Below are 20,592 nucleotides of genomic sequence, written 5' to 3'. Positions count from 1 at the left end.
TGGAACTGTACCACAGGTACTGTACCTGCGGTCCAGTTTCGGGCGGTCTTTCAATTTGCCGCTGGCAGCATTTCACACCGGAAACAAGTATAACGTTTTGATTTAAAGACGTTAAATTTTATTCCTCGGACCAACCCACAAGTACACTGCTCGGCGAACGCAATTCGGTTTATTGCCTTTTACATCGTTGAGCCCCTGAAGTGCTGCCGTGCCGAAAGGCTGTCGGCAGAGGTGGAAGGGCTTTGAGTTCAACCAATTTGTTCACGGAGTAGAAAATGAAAGACAGATTGCATTCACAAGACACAAGCGGTGCAAACGAGGCCGCGGTCGTGCATTTCGACGCCGCGGTAAGGGCGTTCAACATCTACCGGGGCGACCCTGTGGCGCTGGTCGACCAGGCGATCGAGGCCGCGCCCGAATTTGCGATGGCGCATATCCTCAAGGCCTACCTGTTTGGCCTGGCGACAGAGCCGGAGGCAGCCACCGAAGCCAGATCCATCCTGGAGATGACGAAACCCCTGGCGAAGACCGAAACCGAATTGTCCCATCTGGCAGCGTTGGAGGCGCTTCTCGACAACAACTGGACCGAAGCGGCGACCCGGCTTGACCGCCACAACATGGAATTTCCACATGACATCGTCGGTTTGCAGGCGGGTCACCTGATGGATTTCTACCGTGCAAACGCACGCAACCTGCGCGACCGGATTGCGCGGGTGCTGCCGACATGGTCAGAAGACCAACCCGGCTATGCCAACCTTCTGGGCATGTATGCCTTCGGTCTGGAGGAAGCGGGGGATTACGCCCGCGCCGAGGCCATCGGTCGTGAGGCGGTCGAGCGCGATCCGCTCGACTGCTGGGCACATCACGCGGTTGCGCATGTGCTTGAAATGCAGGGACGCGCCGAGGAAGGCACCCGGTGGATGGCGTCGCGTGAATCTCACTGGTCCGGCGACGACAATTTCTTCAAGGTGCACAACTGGTGGCACAACGCGCTCTACCATCTCGACTTGGGTCACGCCGAAACGGTCATGCAGCTTTATGATGCCCGGATTCGCGTTGACGAAAGCGAGGTTGCGCTGGATCTTGTCGACGCATCTGCCCTGCTTTGGCGGCTGCACATGGAAGGCCACGATGTCGGCGATCGCTGGGCCGAGGTGGCTCGGTGCTGGGACGCTCATGCGGATGGCCGGCTCTATCCCTTCAATGACTGGCACGCCGCGATGGCCTATCTGGGCGCACGCCGCGAAAGCGAGGTCGACCGGATTTTGCATCAGTATCGGACTGCCGGTGACACCGGAGGCGAAACCGCCCGTTGGGCGCAAATCACCGGGATGCCGCTGATCCAGGGGTTCCGCGCCTTCTCGGAAGGGCGTTACGACGAAGCGGTCGATTACCTACACCCGGCGCGATACGTCGCAAACTCTTTCGGAGGGAGCCACGCGCAGCGCGACATCATCGACTGGACCCTGACCGAGGCAGCGGTACGGTCGGGCACGCGCAGCGCCGCGGAAGCGCTGGCCGCCGAGCGACTGGCGGTGAAGCCGCACAGTCCGATCAACAAGGGTTTCCTGACGCGCACCAGCGCCTCTGGCAAGGGCCTTGTCGCGGCAGAGTGAACTGCGCTGGAGAACCCGGGGGGCTGCTTGGCCCGGATCGTCTTGCCCGACACCTGGTTCGGGCAGGGCGATGAGCGTATCCGAGGCAGAGCCATGGCACACATTTCAGAAAGGCCAGGGCGAGGCCAAAGATCATAAGTTAGTCAGGCGCCAAACAGCGTCATGGCGGCCCCGAAGAGGCAGGGGCATTGGGCCGTCCCTCTCATTCATTGAAGCCGTTTGAGTAGTAGCCCGCAGGATTCCGGTGCCCGTTTCCTCTGCGCCGCCAGCCGCCTGTCGGCTTCAGCCAGAAAACCGCGCTCGATCCCTGCCAGGTTGTCGCCGGGCGCCAGGCGGATGGCCCATGGGCGCGGGCGGATTGATCGTCGATCCAGATCATCATCCGTGGCGCAAGCGCGGTTGCGCTGGCGCCATGCTCGCGCAGGCTGGCATGCGCCGCACGGCCGGTCACGTCAACCGCACAAGTGTAGGAGCCCTTGTGCTGGTTTGCCAACCGCAGGCGGGTCGGTTCGCCCACCAGCACACCGCGCGGTGCCGGCATTTCTTGGGCAGCAAGGGCTGCAAGGCTGATCGCGGATTGTCACGTGCTTTCTTCATCCGCCGAAAGCGCGAGGTACAGCGGCCGCGACAATGCCTGGCGGGATGGTTCCTCCATGACCGCGATGGCACAGGCGACAATCCCTTTCATATCGGTCACACCACGGCCATAAACCCGGCCTGTTTCCCGACGCGGACGGAACGGATCGCTGGCCCAATCCTGCCCCTCGGTGCTGACAACATCCAGATGTCCCGACAGCACCATACCACCCGGCATCGTGGGTATGGCGACCAGATCATCGAGAATGGTCAGGACCGTGGCAAGATCGGCCATCGGTCAGGCCAACGCGGCGTCTACCGTGCGCTCCTTATCGATCAGTACCTCAAGCTGACGCCGGAATCGAAGCTGTCCGCCGTCGATCGGCAGGTCGATATGCCCGGTCTTCTTGCCCGACATCCCCTTCTGCAAAGCGTTGAGAACATCGCGATCCTCCTCAAACGCGTGTTTGACGTCATCGCTCATCATTTTCGACAATTCCTCGTCATCGGGACGCATATTGCGCAGTTGGAACCAGTAATACCGTGTCCGGCCCGCCGTTTCCGGCGTCATGAAATTATAGTTGACCATGATGAAGCTCTTGCCGTGCAGTGGTCCGTCCTCTCCGCCGGTCCCTGCGGGGGTAAAGACCGCGCAGATGATCGCGTGACCGGGATAGCGCAGCTCGTAATGCTGAAGCCTGTCGCAATTGCCGTTGAACTCCACGATCTTCTTGTAGAAAGGGGCCGGTTCCACATCCATCATCCAGTGCCGGGACTGTTGGCAACGATTATCGCATCTCGCCCAGCATGCCCTGCTGGCCCGGCATCGCACCGCGCCCCTACGATCCTGCCGATGTTCACGAATTTCGTCTATGCCACGAACGACAAGGTCAGCATGCCGGTACAACTCGCCGCAAGCTGGCAGATGGATGGCGCGCGGGCCTATCACCGCTGGTGGTTCAAAAGTTGAGTGTCGCGCGGCGCGTCAACGCGACGGTGCTTCTCAGATTGCCTTGCGTAGACCATTCATGCCATTTTGCCGACATGAAAGGCCCCTCTACCCCGAAAAATACGTCGCTGTCTGACGGCATATAGGCCGAGCTAAAAACTCGCCTGATCCTTGGTCATTATCTGCCCGGTGACAGGCTTTCGATGCGCAAGTTTGCCGTCGAATTCGGCACCAGCACGATGCCGGTTCGTGAAGCACTCAAGCGTTTGGCATCCGAGAGCGCGATCCAAAGTGCCGCCGCCAAGGCGTTCAATGTCCCAAGCCTGAGCGACAAGCGCGCCGCGGACCTGTTTGAGCTGCGCGCGTTGCTGGAGAGCGCAGCGGTCGAAGAGGCGCACAACGAGCTGACGTCTGATATGCTGGATGAACTGAGCGCGCTTTGCGAGCGGATGGATGCGCACCTGAAGTTTCGGGATTTTCGCGCCTAAATGGCCGACAACCATCGTTTTCATTTCCTGCTCTACAGGAAAGCAGACAATCCCGATATGGTTTCGATGATCGAGCAGTTCTGGATGAAATTTGGCCCGTCCCTTTATCTGGGGCTGCAAGAGTCAATCACCGCGGATCCGGATTGGAACACAGGTCACAAGCAGCTTGTTGAAGCTATCCGAGACGGGCGTGTGAATGATTTCGCGTCAATCGTGCGTGCGGAATTCGATTGGGGGGCAGCGTTCTACAGGTCAGATTCCCGGCAGACACATCGGCAATCCAGCCTTCACCAAAGCTTACCTCAAACCTGACCGAAGCGCTTGCGCTTGGCGCCTCTGTCAAGTCTTTGGCCGACGCAGGAAGAGGCGCCTGGAAAGGTTGCGGCGAACACTCGATCCGCGCTGCCGTAGCTCCGCAGTGGCAGGCAGTTGCGCATACGGCTTTGCACTTTACAACGCTGCATATGCGCTTTCGAACTCAGGTCTTTTCCTGTTTTAGGTTCAGCGCCGGTGCCGTCCCGTCCTTGTCCACCCCGAAGTAGATTGTCTGATGCGGGAACGGGATTTCGATGCCACGGGCGTCAAGCACCCGCTTGCAGATTTCGTTATACGCGCGGCCGACTGTCCATTGTTTGCCCGGTTCGCATTTGATCCGGGCGCGCAATACAACCGCGCTGTCTCCCAGAGACTGCACTCCAAACCATTCGAAATCTCCGCGGATGAACGCCCCGGGCTCTGTCTTGCGCAGCTCTTCGAAGGCGTCGTGCATGGCGGTCTTCCCGTCCTCGACGTTTTCACGGTAGGCAATGCCGAGGTCGCAGACAAAGTACGAGAAATCCTTCACAAAATTTGTGACCATATCGACGGACGAAAACGGGATGACATGAACCGCACCCTGCACATCGCGCAGGGTGACCGAGCGGATCGTCAGCTTTTCGACGGTGCCCGTGGTCCCGCCCAACGTGACGACATCGCCCACGTTGATGGCGTTTTCGAACTGGATAAAGACGCCTGTGATGATGTCCTGGACCATTTTTTGGGCCCCAAATCCGATGGCAAGCCCCAGCACGCCGGCCGAGGCAATGAGGGGCGCGATATCTACTCCGAGTTCGGCCAGGACAAACATCAGGATGATGACAAATAGCGCGATGGTCGCTGCATTGCGCAAGAGCGTCAGAAGCGTCGTTTCGCGGGACGTGGGCGCCGAGCCGAATTCCGGGTTCAACCTGTAATCCACCCAGGAAACCAGTGCGAGCCACAGAACAATTCCAAACAGCAGGATCAGGCTGACGCTGACCAGGGTCGCGCCCGCCCAGGTGCCAAAGTCGCTTTGAACAATTCTGGCGACATCCACGAGTTCGACCGCATCAAGGGCAAACGCGATGACACCGATCACGATGATGCCTTTGATGATTCCCAATATGCGGCCGAACAGCGCGTTCAGCCGGGGACCAAGGGTCGGCAAACGGGCTGCGACGCCGCGCGGCATGTTGAAACCGCGGGCTGCAAATCGCGTCAGGCCGCCGGAGATGAAGAAGCCCGCGACAACGACACCGATCACCTGGCCCGAGTTGAGAAGTATCGGCCAGATCAGCCCGTCGGGTCGCGCGGCCACGATGACCGCCAGCGCGAAGAGATAGAGCAAGACAGGCACGTACCAATTGCGCGAGATAAAGCGCACGACCGAGGGCTTGGCATCAGGATCCGCGCCCAGGAACCATCCCGTCACATCCTTGCGGGATCGCAGGACAAGAATGGCGGCCATGGCGATCGCTACAAAGGCCAGGATCGTCGAGGCACCGCGCCCAGCCATGAGCGAAGCCTGCCGGTTGACAATGGGCACGATCAGAAGCTGCCCGTAACCGATTACCGAGATGATATTGCCCAACCAGCGTGACATGCGCCGCGCCGCCTGGTCGGAAATCGCGACAAAACGCAGTTCGTGTGTCGTCGGCGACAGCACCGCCCGCAGCGCCACCTTTGCCAGGCCCACGAACAGAAACGCGTTGAGATACAGGGACTGTCGCACACCGATCACACCCAGGTCACCAAAGAGGTAGAGCGCCGAGAGATAACCCAGCCCCCAGGCGGCAATCACGACCATCGCGTCGATGAGGGTGGTTGCAACAACAACCGCCAAGGTTCGCAAGAATCCCCAGTCATGGGCCCGTTCGCCCATCCGACGGTAAATTGTCTGCGCCCATTTCCTCAATATCAGATAGGCGGCGACGGTGACCGCGATGACCAGGGCCAGCGCCTTCAGCGCGTCCCACAGAACCTCGAATTGCGCGGCCTCCAGCGTGGCGACCGTCGCCGGAAGCGCCATGATCCCTGAAACGGCGGCAGACAGCGAAACGGCGGCGGTTTCGAAGAAGGATTTGGTGAAACCTGCAAACTGACGGCCCATGGAAACCTGCGGCTCGTCGGCCACCGGAGCACCCTGCTGATCGGCTACCACCCTGAGGCTGGCGATAAGCGCCTCCCGCGCCTCTGCATTTTCGAGCAAATCAATGAGCTGCTGCGCTTCTGCGGCCGGATCTGCCCCCTGTGCATGGCTTTGGGTCACTAAACCCAAACCAATGAGAACGAAAAGGAGCGCGCGTGCAATAGTCATTATTTACCGGTTCCGAATTCCTAGTTTCAAATGCTTGTTTTATTTCAGCCCCGCGGCGACATCAATCTCTCGGCCACTGAAAGCAACATCTACGTCGGCGCCTACACCGATATCGACATCACGCGGGCGGAAATCCACAGCTCCTCGTTCTTTGGCCTGATCAGCACCATCAGGAATCATACCGTCGGTGACAGGATAGCGACGGGCACACAGGCTCTGGCCAATCTGAACAATTCGCTGGTCTCTGGTGCCAATACCATGCTTGTCGGCGCGCAACTCTCCGCGGGCCACGACCTCAACCTGAATGTCGGCGGCGATCTGATCGTCGTGGCAGCAATCAGCAGCCAGCGAGAGTGGTTCTTCGAGAGAAAGGTGGGGCGATGTTCGCCGCCACCGTCACCGAGAAATTCTTCCTCGAAACCGCCGCCTACGTAGCCTCTCAGGCCGGCAATGACCTGAATGTCCAAGTGGGCGGTGAAACCATTCTAACCGTCTACAACTGCGCGGGCGAACCCGCCCAACCAGCGCGAGATTTTGGAACTTTGCAGGCAGTGTGACCGCTGATATCGCGGCGGGCAGCCGTGCTGCGGGTGTTTTTTGGCCGAATGTGCGACTGCTGAGCGCCATGGGGATTCCTGCGGACCCATGGCTGGGTGTGGCAATTTGATGCTCGCATTACATGGGGGCGATTTTGAACATGCAGCCGTTGTTCATTGTCGCCCTGGGGACGGGTGTCCTGACTGCGGTTCACGGCAGGCAAACACTCAGCTTGACTCGCTGGAGCGAACTACCATAGTATTCGCATAAATGGAATTCACGACCGCATAGTAGAATTTAGGGAGGAGACCTAATGAAAACCCTGCTAGCATCCACTGCTACTGCACTTTGCTTCGCAGCCGCGACAATCGCGACTGCTGAGACCACGCTGATTCTGGCAGAGGCCAGTCCGAATCGGGGCGCCCGGGCCGCAGCGTTGCAGTCATTTGCCGACGACGTAACGGCCCGTACCAACGGCGAAGTCAATATTGACATTCAATGGGGGGGTGCGCTGTTCAAGGCCAATGCGGCTGCACAATCCATTGCCGACGGAGTGGCTGACCTTGGCACAGTCATCGCAGTGTACTTTCCGCAGGAAATGCTGAGCTACAGCTTCGCGGACCTGCCTATGCGCAACGAGGACGCCTGGGTTGGAATGCGCGCAACGGACGAGTTGATGAGGACATCCGATGCGATCAGTGCAAACCTGGCAGAGCAGAACCTTGTGTATCTCGGCACCTTCACAACCTCGGCTGTGAACATCGCGTGCAAGGACGTGGCAATTCGCACGGTCGAGGATATTTCCGGCCTGAAAATCCGAGGCGTTGGTGCCTATGGCGACACTTTCCGCGACTTTGGCGCAAACATGGTCGCTATGCCGATCTACGATGCCTATCAGGGCCTCGATACCGGTTTGCTGGATTGCTCGCAGGGCTATTCCTACGCAGTTGCCGCCCTGAAACAGCAGGAGGTCATGACCAGCTATACCCTGCTCAACTGGGGTCAGGTTGGGGCCTTGGGCATTTTCATGAACAAGGACGCCTACGATGCGCTCGACGCCGAGATGCAATCCGCGCTGTCCGAGGCCGGTGTTGCGATGGCCGACAAGCTGGGTGAACTGATCACTGCGGCCAATGATGCCGCGGTTGAGACCATGCAGGAGGCCGGTATCGAGGTCATCGACCTGCCGGCGGAAGAGCGCGACAAGCTGGTTCAACAAGGTCAGCAATACGTTGATGAATGGGTCGAACGTGCGAATGCGGCGGGGCTCGACGGGACGTCGCTGTTGGAGCAATACCGCGCGCTTTTGGAAAAATATGCCCAAGAGCGTGACAGCCAGGGGTACCCCTGGACGCGCGGCTGACGACAGTCGCACCTGTGTCCGCGGCGCAAGACCGGGGCTGCGGCACTTTCATCCATCCTGTTTCAACGGAGTAGACCGATGTTACGTCGCGTTGAAAAGCTGCTGCTCGACCTGGCTGTTGTTGCCGTTATCGGCCTTGGTGTGTTGATCGCCGCCAGCGTGTTCCTGCGGGCGACCTTCAATTCCGGCATCCCGGACACGATCGTGATCGTACGGGAGCTGATGGTTGTCGCCATCGTCCTTCCATTGGCCGCGGCGACATTGGACCGGGCGCATATCACAGTCGAGTTTCTCAGCAACTTGATGCCGTCACGCGTGCAGGACTGGCTGGTTGTCGGGGGCAGCATATTCGGTCTTTTTGCCCTGTCCCCCCTGATCTATGCCGGCTGGCGCGAGACGGTCCACACCATTGAAAGCGGCGCCTTTTTCTTCGGTCAGCTCAACCTGCCGAAATGGCCGGGTCGCGTGGTTTTCCTGATCGGGGTTTCATTCTGCTGGCTTCGGCTGTTGCTGATGGTGATCGGCGATATCCGCAAGTTGCGCGCCGGTGGCAGCGTGATCGCCCCGGATCATGAAAATGAGGAGGGCGTCTGATGGACGGCACTGTAATCGGCATTGTCGCCTTCGCCTCTGTCATCGGATTGCTTGCGATCCGGGTTCCAATCGCCTTTGCGCTGGCCGGTGTCGCCACGGTTGGAACCTTTGTGACCTTTGCGTTTCGCACCGGTGCCTTTGCGCCCGACCGGGCGGTGAAGCCCACTACGTCACTGGTGTTCTCCAACTCTTTCGACCTGATCCATTCCTACGATCTGTCCATGATCCCGCTGTTCATCGCGCTGGGCCATATCGCCTATCGCGCTGAGATTACGACAAAAATCTATCAGGCCGCCCGCGTGTGGCTGGCGAATGTTCCGGGTGGCGTCGCAATGGCCTCGGTTGTGGGCTGCGGCGGGTTCTCCGCGATCACCGGATCCTCCATCGCCTGTGCCTCCACCATGGGGAGGATCTGTTCGCCAGAGATGCTGCGCATGGGTTATGACAAGCGGCTTGCCACCGCCAGCGTCGCCGCAGGCGGCACGCTCGGGTCGCTCATACCGCCTTCTGTCCTGTTCATCATCTACGGCATCTTCACCGAAACCTCGATCAGCGCGTTGTTCCTTGCTGGTATCCTGCCCGGAATCATCTCGTTGCTAGGGTTTGTTCTGGTCATCTTCGTCTGGGTGCGCCGGACACCGGACGCCGCGCCGAGGTTTGAAGGACAGGTCACAATGCGGGACCGGGGCCGGGCCGCGTTCGAATCCTGGCCGGCGATTGGCCTGTTCGCGATCATCGTCGGTGGCATCTACGGCGGCATCTTCACGGCGACCGAAGCGGCAGCCGTCTGCGTTTCCGCCGCCGTCGCTATTGGCTTTGCCCAAGGCAAGCTTGATCTCAGCGGGCTGATCAAGTCCCTGCGCGAAACCTGTATCCAGACGGCCAGCATCTTCCTGATCGCCGCCGCAGCAAAGATCTTTGTCGCCTTCATCGCGTTGACCGGCGTCGCGCCCGCCATCGTCGGTTTCGTGACGGATGCGCAACTTTCGCCGGTCATGCTGCTGGCGGCTATTGCGGTGATCTACCTTGTGCTTGGCATGTTCCTTGATCCCATTGGTATCATGGTGCTGACCTTGCCACTGATGATCCCGCTGGTGGAAACCTACGGGTTCGACCTGATCTGGTTCGGCGTCGTTGTCATCAAGCTGCTGGAGATCGGGCTGATCACGCCACCGGTCGGACTGAACGTGTTTGTCATTGCAAACGTCGTTGGCAAAGAAGTTTCGATCGACAAGATCTTCTCGGGAATTCTGCGGTTTTTGACGGTTGACGTAATCGTGCTGATCCTGATCATGGCATTCCCGATCATATCGCTGCTTATTCCGAATTCGATGTAATCAGGGGCCACCAAGGTGTTGAGGAACGTCATGCCCAACGAGATTGAGACAGACAGAAGGTTCGCAACCACTCTAGCGCGTGGTTTGAGCGTGCTGCGGGCGTTCCGGCCTTCCGATGACGGTCTGGGCAACGCTGAAATCTCGGAGCGCACGGGGATTCCCAAATCCACCGTGTCGCGCCTGACCTTCACGTTGCAGAAGCTCGGATATCTCACCCATGCACGGCGGCACGACCGGTATCGCCCCGGTCCGGCGCTGCTGGCGCTCGGCAACATGGCCAGCGCCTCTATCTCTTTTGTCGATCTGTCGTCGCCGCTGATGCAAAGGCTGGCGGACGAGACAGGCACGCTCGCCCTGCTGCTGGTGCGCGACGACAGCAAGCTGCTGATCGTCAAGACATGGCGACCGCGCGGGGTCGCCTCGCTCTGGCTCGAAGTCGGGCATCGGCTGCCGTTCAACGGCACTTCGTCCGGTCATGCGCTGTTGGCCTCGACCACCGAAGAGGGTTTCGATCAGATCGTGACCTCGGCGGATGGCGACCGGGGTCTGAACCGCGATCGCGCAGAGGAAATTCGCAGCGTGGCGCATAATCAGCTGGTGACTTCCGGTTTTGTCGTCACCGATCCGGGCGAATATTTCGCAGCCAACATTCACGCGGTTGCAACCCCGTTCCATTCCCGCGATCTGAGCGAGCCGGTAATCTTCACATGCGGCGCACTTCCCGAAGTACTTTCCGTGCCCCGCATGCGCACGGAGGTCGGGCCGAAACTTCGTGAAACGGTGCAGGAACTGGAACGCATGATGGGCCAGGGATTTTCCCAAGCTTATCGAGAGCTGTGAAAAATTGAAATTCCGCAATGTAGAATTCAGTATTGCATATTGAAATTATACGAAGCGCAAGGTATCAAGAGAATGAACCAAGAAAAGGCAAATTGATGGGATCGGTATCCTACGAAAATGTTGACCGCGCGACCGTTATCCGGCCTTTGCCGACGCGCTTTATCACAAGGGCTGGCTGGGGCAGAAAACCGGCCACGGCTATTACATCTACGAAAAGGGCGATCGCAAAGGTCGGCCCGACCCCGAGGTCGAGCAAATCATTGCGCTGGCCCGCAAGGAGGCCGGCACCACCCCCCGCACCTTCGCCGAAACCGACGATCATTTCTGGACCCCCGCGCCGCTGCTGGAAAAGCTGGTGGCCGAGGGCCGCAAGTTCGACAGCCTGAACCAGCGCTGAAAGGAACCCAGCATGTCCAAAGCCGTTATCGTTTCCATCGCGCGCACGCCCATCGGCAAGGCCGGGCGTGGCACGTTCAACATTACTCACGGCGCAACCCTAGGCGGGCACGTCGCGGCAGAGGCCGTCAAACGCGCAGGGATAGACCCGGCGCTGATCGAGGATAGCATCTGGGGCTGCGGCTATCCGGAATATGTCACCGGCGGCAATATCGCGCGCCAGATCGTGATCCGCGCGGGCCTGCCGGTCAGCATCGCGGGCACCACCGTCAACCGGTTCTGCGCCAGCGGGCTGCAGGCGGTCGCCATGGGCGCCCACATGATCGACAGCGAAGGCGCAAAGGCGGTGCTGGTCGGTGGTGTCGAGAGCATCTCGATGGTGCAACCCCCGGTCCGTCATTCGCGCGAAGCCTGGATCGAGGCAAACAAACCCGACCTCTACCTGCCGATGATCGAAACCGCCGATATCGTCGCCAAACGCTACAACGTCAGCCGCGAGGCGCAGGACGAACTGGGCCTGCAAAGCCAGCAACGCACTGCAGCAGCGCAGGCCGCCGGGCGGTTTGATCAGGAGATTGCCCCGATCACCGTCACCATGGCACGGAAGGACAAGGAAACCGGCGAGGTTTCCGAGGTTGAGACGACCATCTCGCGCGATGAATGCAATCGCCCGACGACGACGCTGGAGGGGCTGCAGAAGCTGGAGCCCGTACGCGGACCCGATCAGTTCATCACCGCGGGCAATGCCTCTCAGCTCAGCGATGGGGCCGCGGCGCTGGTGTTGATGGACGAGAAAGAGGCGGAGCGGCTTGGCATCACCCCGCTTGGTGCCTTCCGCGGCCTCGCCGTTGCCGGGTGCGAGCCGGACGAGATGGGCATCGGCCCGGTCTTCGCCGTCCCCCGTTTGCTGGAACGGCAGGGGTTGAAAGTCGATGATATCGACCTTTGGGAACTGAACGAAGCCTTTGCCAGCCAAGCGCTCTATTGCCGCGATACGCTCGGCATCGACAATGACATCTGCAACGTCGATGGCGGCTCCATCGCTGTTGGGCACCCGTTCGGCATGACCGGCGCTCGGATGACCGGCCACCTGATGGCTGAAGGGCATCGGCGCGGTGCAAAGCTGGGTGTCGTGACGATGTGCATCGGCGGCGGCCAGGGTGCTGCCGGCCTGTTTGAAATCTATTGAGAAGGATCGCCCGATGGACCTTAATTACAGCGATGAACAGAAGGCATTCCGCGATGAAGTGCGCAGTTATCTGGCCGAAAAGCTCCCTGCCAGACTCGCGGACAAGGTCAGACTGGGAAAGACCCTGACCAAGCAGGATCACGAGGAATGGCACGCGATCCTGAACGAAAGAGGCTGGCTTGCCGGGAACTGGCCCAAGGCGTTTGGCGGTGCCGGCTGGGATGCGGTCCAGCGCCACATTTTCGAGGATGAGATGACCCGGGCGGCGGCGCCCCGTATCGTTCCTTTCGGCCTCGCGATGCTTGGCCCGGTATTGCAGAAATTCGGCTCAAAGGCGCAGCAGGACCACTATCTGCCGCGTATCCTGAACGGTGACGATTGGTGGTGCCAGGGCTATTCCGAACCCGGCGCGGGGTCGGACCTCGCCTCGGTCCGCACAACGGCGGAACGTGATGGCGACCACTACGTCGTCAACGGGCAAAAGACCTGGACGACCCTTGGCCAGCACGCCAACATGATTTTCTGCCTCGTGCGCACCTCGAAGGAAGGCAAGCCGCAAGAGGGTATCTCTTTCCTGCTGGTCGACATGAACAGCCCCGGCGTCAAGGTGCGCCCGATCGTGCTGATCGACGGTGAACCCGAGGTGAACGAGGTGTTCTTCGATGACGTCCGGGTTCCGGTTGAAAACCGTGTGGGCGAAGAAAACAAGGGCTGGACCTACGCGAAATACCTGCTGACCCATGAACGTACCAATATTGCGGGTGTAGGCTTTGCAAATGCCGGTCTGGAAAACCTCAAGCGCATCGCCCGGGCCGAACAGGCAAACGGGCGCCCGCTGATTGAAAACCCCCATTTTGCGGCGCGGATCGCGCGGGTTGAAATCGACCTCATGGCGATGTCCACCACCAACCTGCGCGTTGTCTCGAAGGCCGCGGCGGGGCAGGCGCCTGGCGCCGAAAGTTCGATGCTGAAGATCAAGGGCACTGTGATCCGCCAGGAAATTAACGCGCTGACCCGCTCTGCCGTTGGCCCCTACGCGATGCCCTTCGCGTCCGAAGCGCTGGAGGACGGCAGCAACCAGCAACCAGTCGGCCCCGATTACGCCGCTTCAGCCACCGCGCAATATCTGAACAACCGCAAGCTGTCGATTTACGGCGGATCGAATGAGGTCCAGCGCACGATCATCAGCAAGGCCATTCTGGAACTGTAAGGGACAGAACATGAACATTGAACTGACAGAAGAACGCCAGATGCTGCAGGACGGCCTGCGCCGTTTCCTGCGGGACACGTACACCCCCGCCTTGAGGGCCGAACTTGCAGAGGCTGAAAGCGGCTTTTCCGCCGATGTCTGGAACGGGCTTGCGGAAATGGGTGTCATCGGCGCGCTGTTTTCCGAAGACGACGGCGGCTTCGCCGGGGCCGGATTCGACATCGCGCTGGTGTTCGAGGAACTGGGCCGAGCCGGCGCGGTCGATCCCCTGCTGGACACTGCCATCCTTGGCGGGGGTCTGATCGCCGCACTTGGCAACGACGATCAGAAGCAGATGATCGCAGACACCATCGCGGGCACGACCCAGCTTGCCTTTGCGCATGGCGAACCATCGAGCCGCTATGACCTGTCCCGAGTCGAAACCACGGCTGTCCGCGATGGCGACAGCTTCGTCCTGAACGGGCGCAAGGCCGTGGTGGTAAACGCGCCGGCCGCCGATCATATCCTTGTCAGCGCCCGCACTTCGGGTGAGGCGGCTGACCGGGATGGCATCAGCCTGTTCCTCGTTCCGGCGTCTACCCCCGGCATGACGCTGCGCAGCTACCCGCTTGTGTCCGGTGGGCAGGCCGCCGAAATCCTTCTGGAAGACATCCGGCTTGGCGATGAGGCCCTGCTGGGTGACGAAGGCGATGTTTTCGAGGCCATCGCCTACGCTCATGCGCGCGCCACGCTGGCGATCTCGGCCGAGGCGCTGGGCCTTATGGAAAGCATCCGGGAACTGACGAACGACTATCTCAAGACCCGCAAGCAATTCGGAATACCGATCGGCAAGTTTCAGGCGCTGCAACACCGGATGGCCGACATCCTGATCGAGATCGAGCAGGCGCGCTCGGCTGTCATCAACCTTGCCGGGCACCTTGATCACCCTCAGGCGATCCGCGAAAAGCATGTCAGCGCAACCAAGAACCTGATCGGCAATGCGGCGAAACTTGTCACCGAAGAAAGCATTCAGATGCACGGCGGCATCGGTATGACCGACGAATACGAACTTGGGCATCTCGCCAAACGGCTGATCATGGTCGATCACCGCTTTGGCGACGCGATCTACCATCTTGAACGCTTTATTGCCCTGGCGGTGGCTTGACCCATGGCGGCGGGCGATCTGATAGAAAACGAAACCGGCACGCAGCGGCTGATCGGCTATGTTCTTGACGTCAGGCAGCCCGACAAGCGTGCGCGTTGTGTGTTGTCGGTGACGGATCATCACCTCAATCGCCACAATGTCCTGCATGGCGGTATCGCCACAACAATGCTGGACAGCGCAATGGGGGCGACCGCAAGCCTGTCGGTTGACCCAAGCGGCCGCGCACCGTTCCTGACCATCTCGCTCACCACCCAGTTCATCGCGGCAGCGACCGGGCAATCGAAGTTGGTCGCAACCGGTCAGATCGTGGGCGGCGGCCGCGCGCTGATGTTCGTGGATGGAGAACTGCGGGACGGGTCGGATCGGCTGATCGCCACGGCAACAGGTGTATTCAAGCGCGTTCCTGCGGACAAACTGGACGCATCGAAACGGGATGGTCACTGATGCAAAAGCTTGCCCGTTGCGAAGATCATGGCGACCGCCTGATCGTCGTCAATTCGAACACCACAAAGCGCAATGCATTGTCGTCGGACCTCTATCGCGTACTGATCGATTCAATGGATCTTGCGGCGAGGGAGCCACGCATCACCTCGGTCATCCTGCGGGGCGTAGGCGGTTACTTCTGCGCCGGTGGCGAGCTTGGCCTGCTGGCGGCCCGCCGGGACATGGCGCGCGATCAGCGCCTCGCCCGGATTGAAAAGCTGCATGGTGTGATCCGCGCCGTGCTGAACTGCCCGAAACCCGTGATCGCCGCGTTCCTCGAAAAGCGCCGTCCGGATTTCACCAAAGCACGAGGCAGCACGTGACAGACCCGACCTTCAACACCGCCGTTACACGCACATATGGATGCCGTCTGCCCATCGTCGCCGGTGGCCTGATGTGGCTGTCAAACGCGTCCTATGTCGCTGCCGGCGCCAATGCGGGCATCATGTCCTTCATCACGGCGGCCAGCCTTCCCGAACCCACCGACCTGCGCGCCGAGATTGCGAAATGCCGTGCGCTCTGCGGGGATCGCCCGTTTGGTGTCAACGTGTCCATGCTGCCCAAACTGGTCGAGGGCGAGAGGATCGCGGACACCTTCCACCTGATCGCGGATGAGGGCGTGCGTTTCGTCGAAACCTCTGGGCGCAATCCCGAGGCCTTTCTGCCGATCCTCAAGGACGCCGGCATCAAGGTACTGCACAAGGTGCCAAGCGTGCGCTACGCGGTCAAGGCGCAGGAGGTCGGGGTCGACATGGTCTCAATCGTCGGTGCGGAGTGCGGCGGCCACCCGGGGCTCGATCTGATCGGCAGCATGGTCAACCAGGCGCTCGCCGAACGTCGTCTCGACATCCCGTTCCTGATCGGCGGTGGCATCGGTGCCGGCAGTCAGATCGTCTCGGCGCTGGCCTCTGGCGCAGCTGGTGTCGTGATCGGAACGCGCTTTCTGGTGGCCGAGGAAATCTCGGCCCATCCGCAATACAAGCAGGCGCTGGTTGCGGCCAGTGAACGTGACACGACGCTGACGATGAGCAGCGTGCGCAACACCATTCGCACCCTCAGCAACGAAACCACCCAGATCGTGCGACAGATTGAGGCTGACAACCTCGATGTCGGCATTGCTGATCTGATGCCATATGTATCCGGGGCCATTGGCCGCAAAGCCTATGAAACCGGCGACGTATCGCGCGGGATGTTGTCCGCAGGACAGGCTCTGGGTCTGACCGACGGCATTGCCCCGCTGGCAGACATTGTCGCCCAACTGGAACAAGAGGCAGGTGTCGCCCTGGCGCGCCTGCGCCCCCAACCCCTTGCAACACAACGCACAGAGGTGCTGGTGTCATGACCGAAAACAGCTTCCGGATTCATCATCTTGTCGAGGAAAACGCGCGTGCCTATCCCGATGCGATTGCGCTGATTGATGGCAGCGGCCATCAGGTCACATATGCCGAATACCTGGCCGCGATCACCGAAGCTGCAGCCCTGTTGCAAAACCGGGGCGTGCAGCCTGGTGACCGCGTGGCCATTGTGGCCGAAAACTGTATCACCACTGCCGTTTTCATCTTTGCCGCCAGCACCGTCGGGGCCTACGCGCTGCCAATCAACGCGCGGATGACCGCAAACGAAATTGCGCGCGTGATGACCCATGCAACGCCGCGCGTTACCGTTTTCACGACCGAAGCGTCCAAGGAAGCGGCAGCACATGCGGCGACCGCAAACGCGGACCCGCAGAAAACATCTTTTGGAAGTTTCGCCATCGCCGTCACAGGCACCAGCGCCCCGGAACCGGTGGAGGACGGTCCGGACGAAACCGCGGTTCTGCTCTACACGACCGGCACCACTGGCGATCCCAAGGGCGTGATGCTGACCCACGCCAACCTGCGCTATGCGGGCAGGACCTCGGCCGAGCTGCGCGGCATGAGACAGGACGACAGGATTTACGGCGTGCTGCCGCTGACCCATGTTTTCGGGCTTGCGTCGATGTTGATGGCCGCCAACGGTATCGGGGCGACCATTCAGCTTGAACCCCGCTTCCGTCCCGACGCCCTGTATGCGGCGCTGATGGACAAAGCCACCGTTCTGCCCGCCGTGCCGCAAATGCACGCGCTGCTGATGCAATATGCCAAGGATCAGGGGCTTACGTGCCTGAAGAACAGTAAATTGCGCTATGTTTCCTCCGGGGCTGCCCCGCTTGACCCGGCATGGAAGCGCAAGGCCGAGGCCTTTTATGGCCTGCCCCTGCAAAACGGCTACGGCCTGACGGAAAGCACCGCAGGTGTCTGCGGCACCCGCAATCCCATCGGTTCAGCCGATATCAGCGCGGGCTTGCCGCTGCCCGAGACTGATATCCGGCTCGACACCTCCGTGAGCGCGGAGGGTGATCCGGATGCTGGTGAAATTCAGGTACGCGGTCCGCAGGTCATGAAGGGATATTTCCGGAATCCGGCGGAAACCGCCCGCGCCCTTGACGCAGACGGGTGGCTCAGGACCGGTGACCTTGGCAAAATCGACAAGGCGGGCAATCTACACGTTGTCGGGCGTTGCAAGGAACTCATCATTCGCGGCGGATTCAACGTCTACCCGCCCGAGGTCGAGGCCGCGCTGAACGACCATCCCGATGTGATTCAGTCAGCGGTGATCGGCAATACCACTAATGGCGACGAGGAAATCCTCGCCTTTGTTCAATGCGCGGATCCGGCGGCGCTGGACCGAGAGGAGCTTGCCGCTTTTGCCGCTGAGCGGCTCACGGGCTACAAGCGCCCGTCCCGCATCATCTTGACGACCGAACTTCCGGCTGCGCCGACAGGCAAGATACTGAAACACAAGCTGCCTTCCGTTTTCGCGGATCAACTGGCCCGACCCGCAACAGAGGAATGACCAAGATGGCAAATGACATGAACGGCTCTGGCCCCGGCCTTTTCGATTGGGTTGATGCGTTCCGCATCGAGGATCAGCTGGACCAGGATGAGCGCATGCTGCGCAGCGCGGCCCACGGCTTCGCCCAGGATCGGCTGCAAACCCGCGTGATGAAGGCCTTTTGCGAAGAAAGCACCGACCCCGGCATATTCCGCGAGATGGGCGAGGCCGGCCTGTTTGGTGTCACTGGTCCCGAGGAATACGGCGGGTTGGCGGCAACGGTATATCCGAAGAATTTCATGTCATTCGGCACATGCTGAACCTTGAAACCATGAACACCTATGAAGGCACCCGTAATATCCACGCGCTGATCCTCGGGCGCGCAATCACCGGCCAGGCCTGGGTGGCGGGCCCGATGACCAAGGAAGAGGCCGCAGAGCTCGAAATGTGGCGGACGCGGCGCGCCAGATGGCAGGAAGGTCTGGAGGCCTACCAGGCGGATCTGGAAGCGCAAGAGGATGAAGGCATCCGCGAGATCATCCGCGGTGAATTTGCCGATGTCGAGCGCGTCCTCAGCAGCATCGACCGGGCACTTTCCGTAGTCGATTGAAAGATGCCAGTCTGCTCCGACCGGCAAAACCGGGCGGGAAAAGTAGCACTCGAGCCAGTGTTCCCGCAGTAACCAGTCGTTCGAGAGAACTGCGGCAATTGTCTGCTTCGAGCCCAATGTGCAGAATGCTGCGACGTGTGTGAACGACCGCAAGGGCAGACGGTTCACATTCTCTCGACAGAGCTGGGAATCTGGTGCGGTGCGTGCGAAACTGCATGAAACACTAAGTGCAGATTGGACCACTTGATGCCTCAATTGACGACTTTGCTCCTTTTCCTCAGCGCTACCTTTGTACTCTTGGTCGTTCCCGGTCCAACAATCGCGCTGATTATTTCAAAGTCCGTTGCTCAAGGACGGAAGGTTGCGCTGCCGATGATTGCTGGCATCGCAATAGGTGGTGCCGTTGCCGCAACTCTGGCGCTCGCGGGCGTGTCAGCTCTCTTGCTCGCCTCATCCTCGGCGTTCAAGGCCCTCAAGATCGCGGGTGCGCTGTACCTGTTCTATCTTGGCTTTAAGCTTTTGATGACACAGCCGAAAGTGCTCTCGGCGACGGACGTGGACGACACTGAGACTCCTTTTCAGTCCTTCCGGGATGGCTTTCTCGTGATGTTGTTCAATCCCAAGGGGATTCTGTTTTTTGCTGCCTTCGTGCCTCAGTTTATTGACCCAACCCTCCCGTATGTATCGCAGGCAGGAGTCCTCATAGCGTTGTTCGTTTTGACTGGAATGTTTGTCGACACCGGTTACGCACTTCTTGCGAGCAAAGCGGGGGACGCCATCAATACGCCGAAGCTCCAAGTTGGGATTTCGAGGGTGGCCGGTCTCACGATCATTGGAGCAGGTTTTGTGACGTTGCTTTCGAAACGTCCTCAGCTCTAAGCAGATCGTAGAGCAGTCATCGGAGCAGCCGCGGCGAAAGCGCGCTCCGTCCGCAGAGCGGTCTTTGGCGGAGATCTTTGTTAATAGCAGCTTGCGGCCCACAGCCGTCGTTCAGAAGGTCCTGATGAATGGCGGCCGTGGAGATTTGAGAGTTGCGCCTCCAGGATCGCCTCTTCAGAATTGAACTTCTCAATACCGATGGCCCGCCCAGACTCCAGCCAGCCCGCCGCGTGCAGGATCAGGTCGGCTCCTCCGGTCAAAGGTGCTGCGAAGGCGCTGGCGCCTTTATATCCGACCTGAGCGTCATTGATCTTGGAAGAAGTTACCAATCCGTCGCCACGGCAGGGAACCCCGAGTCGGTGCACCAGCTGGCAACAGGCCAATTGTGCCAGGTGAGATTTTGGTGTTCCAAAGATCGGGCCCATGAACTGCATCGGAAACGGGGTAGCAAATATCCCACCAACCACCGGAGCTCCGGGGCGATAGATTAGCGTCAAAGCCAGCCCCACCATGATTTCCGCAAGCCCCTGCGCCAGCGCCCCGGCAACGGCCACCGGCGCCGTGGCCCCCATCATCATGTAAGAGGCAACAAGGCCGGCCTGACCCAATTCGGCCGACGCACGCAGGCAGCGTCGGGGATTGGCCTGAAAGACCAAAGGGGGCGTCAGGTTGGTCAGATGAAGCAACCGACAGTCTTCGTCCGTATCCTTGACCCCAGCCGCGCTCGCCACTTCGCGAAGGGCGTCCTCGGACAGGACGGTGGCCATTTTCGGCTTATCCGAAAGCTCCAGATGGGCGCGGGCGAGCACCATCTAGGGCACAAGCGCGTCCCCCTCGTGGGCGATGCAAAGCTGAAAGCCGGTGCTGTCGATTGCCGGTGAAGCATCGCAGATGCCGCAAAGGCCTGCCGACCT

General features: G+C 60.2%; 21 protein-coding genes and 2 pseudogenes. 17 read left to right on the top strand and 6 right to left on the bottom strand.

Going from position 1 to position 20,592, the window contains the following annotated elements; translation table 11 throughout:
• Nucleotides 1-275 precede the first annotated feature (275 nt).
• Entirely contained in the window at nt 276-1,616 is a 1,341-nt protein-coding gene (locus AAFO92_RS14025; RefSeq protein WP_347536157.1) for a tetratricopeptide repeat protein, read from the top strand.
• A 202-nt stretch (nt 1,617-1,818) separates the two neighbouring features.
• On the opposite strand, the gene AAFO92_RS14020 is transcribed toward AAFO92_RS14025, so the two are convergent.
• From AAFO92_RS14020 to AAFO92_RS14010, 3 genes are read right to left on the bottom strand one after another with little or no spacing between them, the layout of a single operon-like run.
• Entirely contained in the window at nt 1,819-2,157 is a 339-nt protein-coding gene (locus AAFO92_RS14020; RefSeq protein WP_347536155.1) for a hypothetical protein, read from the bottom strand.
• Between the two features lie 39 nt (nt 2,158-2,196).
• Nucleotides 2,197-2,487 (bottom strand): M20/M25/M40 family metallo-hydrolase, encoded by a 291-nt coding sequence (locus tag AAFO92_RS14015; protein WP_347536153.1) that lies wholly within the window; start codon nt 2,485-2,487, stop codon nt 2,197-2,199.
• A gap of 3 nt (nt 2,488-2,490) precedes the next feature.
• Nucleotides 2,491-3,024, bottom strand: coding sequence for a hypothetical protein (locus AAFO92_RS14010; RefSeq protein WP_347536151.1), 534 nt, complete (start codon nt 3,022-3,024; stop codon nt 2,491-2,493).
• A 275-nt stretch (nt 3,025-3,299) separates the two neighbouring features.
• Between AAFO92_RS14010 and AAFO92_RS14005 the strand changes: the two are divergent.
• Nucleotides 3,300-3,941, top strand: a pseudogene (locus AAFO92_RS14005) (GntR family transcriptional regulator); the annotation flags it as partial.
• A 166-nt stretch (nt 3,942-4,107) separates the two neighbouring features.
• Here AAFO92_RS14005 and AAFO92_RS14000 read toward each other — a convergent pair.
• Nucleotides 4,108-6,243 carry a mechanosensitive ion channel domain-containing protein gene (locus AAFO92_RS14000; protein ID WP_347536148.1) on the bottom strand — a complete coding sequence of 712 codons (2,136 nt, stop codon included), beginning with the start codon at nt 6,241-6,243 and terminating at the stop codon, nt 4,108-4,110.
• 30 nt (nt 6,244-6,273) lie between these two features.
• Here AAFO92_RS14000 and AAFO92_RS13995 point away from each other — a divergent pair, with 30 nt between their 5' ends.
• From AAFO92_RS13995 to AAFO92_RS13975, 5 genes are all read left to right on the top strand, one after another.
• Nucleotides 6,274-6,678, top strand: coding sequence for a hypothetical protein (locus AAFO92_RS13995; RefSeq protein ID WP_347536146.1), 405 nt, complete (start codon nt 6,274-6,276; stop codon nt 6,676-6,678).
• Between the two features lie 415 nt (nt 6,679-7,093).
• Entirely contained in the window at nt 7,094-8,143 is a 1,050-nt protein-coding gene (locus AAFO92_RS13990; RefSeq protein ID WP_347536145.1) for a C4-dicarboxylate TRAP transporter substrate-binding protein, read from the top strand.
• Nucleotides 8,144-8,221: 78 nt separating this feature from the next.
• Nucleotides 8,222-8,737 carry a TRAP transporter small permease gene (locus AAFO92_RS13985; RefSeq protein WP_347536143.1) on the top strand — a complete coding sequence of 172 codons (516 nt, stop codon included), beginning with the start codon at nt 8,222-8,224 and terminating at the stop codon, nt 8,735-8,737.
• Nucleotides 8,737-10,074, top strand: a complete 1,338-nt coding sequence (locus AAFO92_RS13980) for a TRAP transporter large permease (RefSeq protein WP_347536140.1) — start codon at nt 8,737-8,739, stop codon at nt 10,072-10,074. Before AAFO92_RS13985 ends, AAFO92_RS13980 begins: the two co-directional genes overlap by 1 nt.
• 30 nt (nt 10,075-10,104) lie before the next feature.
• A complete protein-coding gene (locus AAFO92_RS13975) occupies nt 10,105-10,914 on the top strand; it encodes an IclR family transcriptional regulator (RefSeq protein WP_347536138.1) in 810 nt (269 codons plus the stop codon).
• A gap of 109 nt (nt 10,915-11,023) precedes the next feature.
• Here the strand turns inward: AAFO92_RS13975 and AAFO92_RS13970 are convergent, their stop codons facing one another.
• Nucleotides 11,024-11,236, bottom strand: coding sequence for a hypothetical protein (locus tag AAFO92_RS13970; RefSeq protein WP_347536136.1), 213 nt, complete (start codon nt 11,234-11,236; stop codon nt 11,024-11,026).
• A gap of 87 nt (nt 11,237-11,323) precedes the next feature.
• Between AAFO92_RS13970 and AAFO92_RS13965 the strand changes: the two genes are divergently transcribed.
• From AAFO92_RS13965 to AAFO92_RS13920, 10 genes and pseudogenes are all read left to right on the top strand, one after another.
• Nucleotides 11,324-12,499 (top strand): acetyl-CoA C-acyltransferase, encoded by a 1,176-nt coding sequence (locus AAFO92_RS13965; protein WP_347536134.1) that lies wholly within the window; start codon nt 11,324-11,326, stop codon nt 12,497-12,499.
• Between the two features lie 13 nt (nt 12,500-12,512).
• Nucleotides 12,513-13,709 (top strand): acyl-CoA dehydrogenase family protein, encoded by a 1,197-nt coding sequence (locus AAFO92_RS13960; protein WP_347536132.1) that lies wholly within the window; start codon nt 12,513-12,515, stop codon nt 13,707-13,709.
• Between the two features lie 10 nt (nt 13,710-13,719).
• On the top strand, nt 13,720-14,853 hold the full coding sequence (locus AAFO92_RS13955) for an acyl-CoA dehydrogenase (protein WP_347536130.1): 1,134 nt from the start codon (nt 13,720-13,722) through the stop codon (nt 14,851-14,853).
• A gap of 3 nt (nt 14,854-14,856) precedes the next feature.
• On the top strand, nt 14,857-15,297 hold the full coding sequence (locus AAFO92_RS13950) for a PaaI family thioesterase (RefSeq protein WP_347536129.1): 441 nt from the start codon (nt 14,857-14,859) through the stop codon (nt 15,295-15,297).
• The gene (locus AAFO92_RS13945) at nt 15,297-15,659 is read left to right on the top strand and encodes an enoyl-CoA hydratase-related protein (RefSeq protein WP_347536127.1); all 363 of its coding nucleotides are present in this window, start codon (nt 15,297-15,299) and stop codon (nt 15,657-15,659) included. The genes AAFO92_RS13950 and AAFO92_RS13945 overlap by 1 nt, the downstream gene beginning before the upstream one ends.
• The gene (locus AAFO92_RS13940; RefSeq protein WP_347536125.1) at nt 15,656-16,678 is read left to right on the top strand and encodes a nitronate monooxygenase; all 1,023 of its coding nucleotides are present in this window, start codon (nt 15,656-15,658) and stop codon (nt 16,676-16,678) included. Before AAFO92_RS13945 ends, AAFO92_RS13940 begins: the two co-directional genes overlap by 4 nt.
• Nucleotides 16,675-18,210: an AMP-binding protein gene (locus AAFO92_RS13935; RefSeq protein WP_347536123.1), complete on the top strand. Its 1,536-nt coding sequence runs from the start codon at nt 16,675-16,677 to the stop codon at nt 18,208-18,210. Before AAFO92_RS13940 ends, AAFO92_RS13935 begins: the two co-directional genes overlap by 4 nt.
• A 5-nt stretch (nt 18,211-18,215) precedes the next feature.
• A pseudogene (locus AAFO92_RS13930) lies at nt 18,216-18,500 on the top strand (acyl-CoA dehydrogenase family protein); the annotation flags it as partial.
• Nucleotides 18,501-18,502: 2 nt separating this feature from the next.
• On the top strand, nt 18,503-18,799 hold the full coding sequence (locus AAFO92_RS13925) for a hypothetical protein (RefSeq protein ID WP_347536121.1): 297 nt from the start codon (nt 18,503-18,505) through the stop codon (nt 18,797-18,799).
• Nucleotides 18,800-19,045: 246 nt separating this feature from the next.
• Entirely contained in the window at nt 19,046-19,678 is a 633-nt protein-coding gene (locus tag AAFO92_RS13920; RefSeq protein WP_347536119.1) for a LysE family translocator, read from the top strand.
• A gap of 80 nt (nt 19,679-19,758) precedes the next feature.
• Here the strand turns inward: AAFO92_RS13920 and AAFO92_RS13915 are convergent, their stop codons facing one another.
• Nucleotides 19,759-20,490 (bottom strand): trimethylamine methyltransferase family protein, encoded by a 732-nt coding sequence (locus AAFO92_RS13915; protein WP_347536117.1) that lies wholly within the window; start codon nt 20,488-20,490, stop codon nt 19,759-19,761.
• Nucleotides 20,491-20,592: the final 102 nt, after the last annotated feature.

Origin of the sequence: Roseovarius sp. CAU 1744, assembly GCF_039839345.1 — a bacterium.
Classification (GTDB): Bacteria; Pseudomonadota; Alphaproteobacteria; order Rhodobacterales; family Rhodobacteraceae; genus Roseovarius.
Note: the sequence above shows the minus strand (reverse complement) of the source record. Positions and strands in the feature narration are given on the sequence as shown.

Bases quoted from the DNA above. Each gene is read 5' to 3' on its own strand.
- AAFO92_RS14020 (WP_347536155.1), bottom strand. From the start codon at position 2,157: ATGCCGGCACCGCGCGGTGTGCTGGTGGGCGAACCGACCCGCCTGCGG.
- AAFO92_RS13915 (WP_347536117.1), bottom strand. From the start codon at position 20,490: ATGGTGCTCGCCCGCGCCCATCTGGAGCTTTCGGATAAGCCGAAAATG.
- AAFO92_RS13970 (WP_347536136.1), bottom strand. From the start codon at position 11,236: ATGATCGTCGGTTTCGGCGAAGGTGCGGGGGGTGGTGCCGGCCTCCTT.
- AAFO92_RS13990 (WP_347536145.1), top strand. From the start codon at position 7,094: ATGAAAACCCTGCTAGCATCCACTGCTACTGCACTTTGCTTCGCAGCC.
- AAFO92_RS13980 (WP_347536140.1), top strand. From the start codon at position 8,737: ATGGACGGCACTGTAATCGGCATTGTCGCCTTCGCCTCTGTCATCGGA.
- AAFO92_RS14025 (WP_347536157.1), top strand. From the start codon at position 276: ATGAAAGACAGATTGCATTCACAAGACACAAGCGGTGCAAACGAGGCC.
- AAFO92_RS13985 (WP_347536143.1), top strand. From the start codon at position 8,222: ATGTTACGTCGCGTTGAAAAGCTGCTGCTCGACCTGGCTGTTGTTGCC.
- AAFO92_RS13975 (WP_347536138.1), top strand. From the start codon at position 10,105: ATGCCCAACGAGATTGAGACAGACAGAAGGTTCGCAACCACTCTAGCG.
- AAFO92_RS13995 (WP_347536146.1), top strand. From the start codon at position 6,274: ATGCTTGTTTTATTTCAGCCCCGCGGCGACATCAATCTCTCGGCCACT.
- AAFO92_RS13950 (WP_347536129.1), top strand. From the start codon at position 14,857: ATGGCGGCGGGCGATCTGATAGAAAACGAAACCGGCACGCAGCGGCTG.
- AAFO92_RS13955 (WP_347536130.1), top strand. From the start codon at position 13,720: ATGAACATTGAACTGACAGAAGAACGCCAGATGCTGCAGGACGGCCTG.
- AAFO92_RS13960 (WP_347536132.1), top strand. From the start codon at position 12,513: ATGGACCTTAATTACAGCGATGAACAGAAGGCATTCCGCGATGAAGTG.
- AAFO92_RS13925 (WP_347536121.1), top strand. From the start codon at position 18,503: ATGCTGAACCTTGAAACCATGAACACCTATGAAGGCACCCGTAATATC.
- AAFO92_RS13965 (WP_347536134.1), top strand. From the start codon at position 11,324: ATGTCCAAAGCCGTTATCGTTTCCATCGCGCGCACGCCCATCGGCAAG.
- AAFO92_RS14000 (WP_347536148.1), bottom strand. From the start codon at position 6,243: ATGACTATTGCACGCGCGCTCCTTTTCGTTCTCATTGGTTTGGGTTTA.
- AAFO92_RS13935 (WP_347536123.1), top strand. From the start codon at position 16,675: ATGACCGAAAACAGCTTCCGGATTCATCATCTTGTCGAGGAAAACGCG.
- AAFO92_RS13920 (WP_347536119.1), top strand. From the start codon at position 19,046: ATGCCTCAATTGACGACTTTGCTCCTTTTCCTCAGCGCTACCTTTGTA.
- AAFO92_RS13945 (WP_347536127.1), top strand. From the start codon at position 15,297: ATGCAAAAGCTTGCCCGTTGCGAAGATCATGGCGACCGCCTGATCGTC.
- AAFO92_RS14015 (WP_347536153.1), bottom strand. From the start codon at position 2,487: ATGGCCGATCTTGCCACGGTCCTGACCATTCTCGATGATCTGGTCGCC.